Annotated in this window: 5 protein-coding genes; 3 read left to right on the top strand and 2 right to left on the bottom strand. The window is 67.5% G+C overall.

Annotation, left to right across the window (positions count from 1 at the left end; all coding sequences use genetic code 11):
• Positions 1–115: 115 nt before the first annotated feature.
• Entirely contained in the window at positions 116–826 is a 711-nt protein-coding gene (locus HMPREF3115_RS21695) for a FadR/GntR family transcriptional regulator (RefSeq protein WP_006398371.1), read from the bottom strand.
• Between the two features lie 118 nt (positions 827–944).
• Here HMPREF3115_RS21695 and dgoD point away from each other — a divergent pair, with 118 nt between their 5' ends.
• Entirely contained in the window at positions 945–2,093 is a 1,149-nt protein-coding gene (gene dgoD / locus HMPREF3115_RS21690; protein WP_006411652.1) for a galactonate dehydratase, read from the top strand.
• 116 nt (positions 2,094–2,209) lie between these two features.
• Here the strand turns inward: dgoD and HMPREF3115_RS21685 are convergent, their stop codons facing one another.
• Positions 2,210–3,142: a CopD family protein gene (locus tag HMPREF3115_RS21685; protein WP_070556003.1), complete on the bottom strand. Its 933-nt coding sequence runs from the start codon at positions 3,140–3,142 to the stop codon at positions 2,210–2,212.
• Positions 3,143–3,529: 387 nt separating this feature from the next.
• On the opposite strand from HMPREF3115_RS21685, the gene HMPREF3115_RS21680 reads away from it, so the two are divergent.
• Together HMPREF3115_RS21680 and HMPREF3115_RS21675 are read left to right on the top strand one after the other, a co-directional pair.
• A complete protein-coding gene (locus tag HMPREF3115_RS21680) occupies positions 3,530–4,294 on the top strand; it encodes a c-type cytochrome (RefSeq protein WP_012467697.1) in 765 nt (254 codons plus the stop codon).
• 19 nt (positions 4,295–4,313) lie between these two features.
• Positions 4,314–5,612 (top strand): c-type cytochrome, encoded by a 1,299-nt coding sequence (locus HMPREF3115_RS21675; protein WP_006398367.1) that lies wholly within the window; start codon positions 4,314–4,316, stop codon positions 5,610–5,612.
• Positions 5,613–5,662: the final 50 nt, after the last annotated feature.

Raw genomic sequence — 5,662 nt, 5'->3', positions numbered from 1 at the left:
CCCTAGCCGGGCGCCCCTAGCCGGGCGCCCTTTCCGGGCACCGATCTCCGAGCGCCCTTAGCCGAGCGCCCCTCGCCGAGCACCGCTCGCCGGCGCCCCTAGCGGGGCGCCCCCATCACGACTGCTCGATGCGCGCGCGCGTCACCGCGAGCAGCGCCGCCATGGCGCGACGCGCGCCGTCCGCGTCGCCCGCGCGAATCGCATCGCCGACCGCCGCATGCTCGGCCAGCGATGCGTTGTACACGTGCGCGCGCCGCGCATTCAGATGCAACTGCGCTTCGAGCGTGCGATCGATCAGCGCGCCGAGCGGCACCAGCAACTCGTTGCCGCCCGCCTCGAGCACGCTGAGATGAAACCGCAGGTCCGCGCGCACCCATTCGTCGACGTTGCGCGCGGCGGCCATCGCGCCCAACGCTTCGTCGATCGCCGCGATCGCATCCGCGGCCCGCACGCGTGCGGCCATCGCGGCCGCATGCGGCTCGATCATTTCGCGCATCTCCTGCAGCTTCAGCGCGAACGACAGCGCCGGCGCGACGCGCGCATACCAGTCGAGCAGATCGGCATCGAGCAGATTCCACGCGCGACGCGGGCGCACGCGCGTGCCGACCTTCGGACGCGATTCGACGAGCCCCTTCGACGTCAGCGTGCGCAACGCTTCGCGCAACACCGTGCGGCTCACGCCGAACATCGCCATCAGGTCGGGCTCGCGCGGCAGCAGCGAGTCGGGCGGATAGTCGCCGCGCAGGATCGCCGTCGCAAGCCGGAAGGCCGTTTGTCCATGCAAATCGCGTTGAATGATCGTTCTCCGTCGGGCGCGGTTGCCCACTATGTGCGCAATAGTGCTATTAATACTATTTTTTAACGCGCTACGCTAGGATAACGCGAAAGCATGCGGCCGGCGTGGCGCCCATCGGGCACGCCGGTCAACCCTGGAGACTCGCGACATGAAAATCACCCGCCTCGAAACCTTCATCGTTCCGCCGCGCTGGCTGTTCCTCAAGATCGAAACCGACGAGGGCATCGTCGGCTGGGGCGAGCCGGTCGTCGAAGGCCGCGCGCACACGGTCGAAGCCGCCGTGCACGAACTCGCCGACTACCTGGTCGGCAAGGATCCGCGACTGATCGAGGATCACTGGCAGGTGATGTACCGCGCGGGCTTCTACCGCGGCGGCCCGATCATGATGAGCGCGATCGCGGGCGTCGATCAGGCCTTGTGGGACATCAAGGGCAAGCATCACGGCGTGCCCGTGCACGCGCTGCTCGGCGGCCAGGTGCGCGAGCGCATCAAGGTCTATTCGTGGATCGGCGGCGACCGGCCGAGCGACGTCGCGAACAACGCGCGCGCGGTGGTCGAGCGCGGCTTCAAGGCCGTGAAGATGAACGGTTCGGAAGAGCTGCAGATCGTCGATACCTACGACAAGGTCGAGCAGGTGATCGCGAACGTCGCGGCCGTGCGCGACGCGGTGGGCCCGCACGTCGGAATCGGCGTCGACTTCCACGGCCGCGTGCACAAGCCGATGGCGAAGGTGCTCGCGAAGGAACTCGATCCGTACAAGCTGATGTTCATCGAGGAGCCCGTGCTGTCGGAGAACGCCGAGGCGCTGCGCGACATCGTGAATCAGACCAACACGCCGATCGCGCTCGGCGAGCGGCTCTACTCGCGCTGGGACTTCAAGCACATCCTCGCCGGCGGCTACGTCGACATCATCCAGCCCGATGCATCGCACGCGGGCGGCATCACCGAATGCCGGAAGATCGCGACGCTCGCCGAAAGCTACGACGTTGCGCTCGCGCTGCACTGCCCGCTCGGACCGATCGCGCTCGCCGCGTGCCTGCAGCTCGACGCGGTCAGCTACAACGCGTTCATCCAGGAGCAGAGTCTCGGCATCCACTACAACCAGGGCAACGATCTGCTCGACTATCTGCGCAATCCGGAAGTGTTCCGCTACGACGACGGCTTCGTCGCGATTCCGCAAGGGCCGGGGCTCGGCATCGACGTGAACGAGGAGAAGGTGCGCGAGATGGCGAAGACCGGCCATCGCTGGCGCAATCCCGTGTGGCGCCACACGGACGGCAGCGTCGCCGAGTGGTGAGATGAGATGCGAGGCGCATCGCGCGCCGAACGAGTCCGCGCGATGCGTCGCACGCGATGCGGCCGCCGGTCGAACGACCGGCGGCCTTTTTCATTGTGCGCGCCGCACGCGCGCCGTCATCCGAGCGCCGCGAACCCCGGCACGCTGAACGACAGCACGGCCGCCGCCACGAACACGCCGATCATCGTCAGCGCCTCCAGATGCAGGATGTTGCGGAACGTATGCGCATCCTCGGTCGACGCGGTGCGACGCAGCCGCGGCAGCGCCGAGAAGCGGTTCAGCCCGCCGAGCACGAGCGCGAGCGCGACGAGCAGCAGCTTCAGCAGCAACACGCGTCCCCACGTGCTGCCGTCGAGCGGCGCGAACGAACCGCCGAGGCCGCGCACCGCATTCAGCACGCCGGTGCCGAGCACGAACACGACCGCGATCACCGACGTGCGCGACATCTGCTGGCCGATGCGGATCAGCGCGCCGCGCGCAACCGACGAGCCGAGCACCGGCAACACCGCGAGCCCGCCCGCGAGCACGACGCCGCCCCATACGGCGGTGGCGAGCAGATGCACGGTCTGCACGCCGACGGCGGCCGACAGCGCACCCACATCGGCCGCATGGCCGAGCGACGCCTTGCCGGCCGCGATCACGATCACCGCGAGCCACAGCAGCGCGTGCGCGAACGTGCCGTCCGGCTTCAGCAGCGCGACGATCGCGAGCACGACTGCACCGCCGAACGCGACGCTCCACGCGAAGCCCGCATGCGTCTGCGCGAGCACGGTCGGCATCGCCGCAAAAGCGCCGCCGAGCCCCGCACCGCTCATCGACGCGGCTTCGTAGAGGAGCCAGCCGAGATCCGCGAGCACGAGCGCGAGCGCGGCCGCGACGAGCGAATGTTGCGCGCGCACCCACGCCGAATGCGAGGGCGCGACGACGGGCCGTGCGCCGTCCCTGCCGAGCCAGCCCTTCAGCAGCGCCGAGCCGACCGCCATCGCAAACGCCGCATCCATCAGCGCGGCAAGCGCGACCTGCCCGATCCACAAGCTGTCGATCCTCATCGTGCGCACCCTCCCGCGAACGGCAGGTTCGCCGCACGGCGAACGCAGGACGGGCGGCGGGACGGACAGCGAAAAACGGGCAACGGCACGGTAAGAAACGTCATCGAGAAATCCGGAAAAACGGGAGAAATGACTGGGTCGGCGGCACGCGGACGCGGCGCGACCCGCGAGTGTACGGTCTTCGATGGACAAAACGCACGCCGGTTCACGCGGCCTGCGCACGATGCGCGTCAAATTGTCGCAAGTCGGAAACAGACAGGAACCGATGTCCTTTTGCCAAATAGCCGTCATTACCCATCGATGATAGAATGCCGCGTCGCAGCAGCCCGGCTGTCCTGCCGTCATGCCGAGCCGATCGTAGCCCGGACAGGTCCCCGACGAATAAACATGGAGTCTCGTGTGTCTTCAAGACGCCTCATCCGTCCGCTGCTCGCCGTTCTGTTGATCGGCGGAGCGGGCCTTACGAGCGCTGCCCAAGCGCAGACCAAGCCCACGGAGCAAGCCCACGCGCAGCAGGCGCCGCTCAAGGCACCCGATACGATGGCCGAGCGTGTGCGCGGCTGTACCGCATGCCACGGCGTCCACGGCCAGGGCACGGACAACGACTACTTCCCGCGTCTGGCAGGCAAGCCGGCCGAGTACCTGTACAACCAGCTCGTCAACTTCCGCGACGGCCGGCGCAAGTATCCGCCGATGAACTATCTGCTCACGTATCTGAGCGACGATTACCTGCGCGAGATCGCCGAGCACTTCTCGGCCGAGCGCCCGCCGTACCCGACGCCCGCGAAACCGACGCTGCCGGCCGCGACGCTCGCGCGCGGCAAGCAGCTCGTCACGCAAGGCGATCCGTCGCGCAAGCTGCCGGCTTGCGTCGCCTGCCACGGCGCCGCGCTGACCGGCATGCAGCCGGCGATCCCGGGCCTCGTCGGCCTGCACGCCGACTACCTGAGCGCGCAGCTCGGCGCATGGCGTTCGGGCAACCGCCACGCCAAGGCACCGGACTGCATGCACGACATCGCATCGAAGCTTTCCGACGAAGACGTGACGGCCGTGACGGCATGGCTCGCCGCGCAGCCGGCGCCCGCCAACCCCGTGCCGGCTCCGGCGCGTTCGATGAAGACTCCGCTCGCCTGCGGCAGCGAACCGCAATAAGGCAAGGGAGACAGACACAATGAAACGCAAGTCCCTGTTTGCACTCTCGGCTGTCGCGATCGTCGCGGCAGCGGCTCTCGTGCCCGTGCTCTGGTCGGGCAACGACACGCTGCACGGCGCTTCCGCCGTCGCGGCCACGCCGGCCGATCAGGCGGCGCTGATCAAGAAGGGCGAATACCTCGCGCGCGTCGGCGACTGTATCGCGTGCCACACCGTGCGCGGCGGCAAGCCGTTCGCGGGCGGCCTGCCGATGGCGACGCCGTTCGGCACGATGTACACGCCGAACATCACGCCGGACGACCAGAACGGTATCGGCAAGTGGACGTCGGACGACTTCTACCGCGCGATGCACACGGGCCGTTCGAAGGACGGCAGCCTGCTGTACCCGGGCTTCCCGTTCGCGAGCTACACGAAGGTCACGCGCGCGGATTCGGACGCGATCTACGCCTACCTGCGCTCGGTCGCGCCGGTTTCGGTGCCGAGCCGTCCGCATGAACTGAAGTTCCCGTTCAACAACCGCAACCTGCTGATCGGCTGGCGCACGCTGTTCTTCAAGGAAGGCGAGTACAAGCCGGATCCGACCAAGTCGGTCGAATGGAACCGCGGCGCCTATCTCGTCGAAGGCCTCGGCCACTGCTCGATGTGCCACACGTCGATCAACATGATGGGCGGTCCGGTCAACTCGGCAGCGTTCGCCGGCGGCCTGATCCCGCTGCAGAACTGGTACGCGCCGTCGCTGACCAACGACAAGGAACTCGGCCTCGGCGACTGGCACGTGCAGGAGCTGTCCGACCTGCTGCAGGCCGGCGTGTCGAACAAGGGTGCGGTATTCGGTCCGATGGCCGACGTCGTGCACAACAGCCTTCAGTACATGACCGACGAAGATACGCGCGCGATGTCGACGTATCTGAAGTCGATCCCGCAGAAGGCCGAAGCGCCGAAGAACATGCAGTACGAGCCGTCCAAGCAGTTCGGCAATGCACTGTTCGAGCAGGGCAAGAAGATCTACGCAGACAACTGCGCGACCTGCCACGCCGAGAACGGCGCCGGCAAGCCGCCTGCGTATCCGCCGCTCGCGGGCAACCATTCGATCGTGATGGAATCGGCAGTCAACCCAATCCGCATGGTGCTGAATGGCGGCTATCCGCCGAGCACGTTCAAGAATCCGCGTCCGTATGGGATGCCGCCGTTCGCGCAGTCGCTGTCGAACCAGGAAGTCGCGGCGGTCGTCACGTATATCCGGATGTCGTGGGGTAACAACGGTACGCCGATCTCGCCGCAACAGGTCAGCGATCTGCGTTCCGCACCGCTCGACTAAGAAGCGGCTCACACAAACGGGGCGCGGCTGCGGGAAACCGCGGCCGCGCC

Source organism: Burkholderia sp. HMSC10F09, from assembly GCF_001806955.1.
GTDB classification, from domain to species: Bacteria; Pseudomonadota; Gammaproteobacteria; order Burkholderiales; family Burkholderiaceae; genus Burkholderia; species Burkholderia multivorans.
Note: the sequence above shows the minus strand (reverse complement) of the source record. Positions and strands in the feature narration are given on the sequence as shown.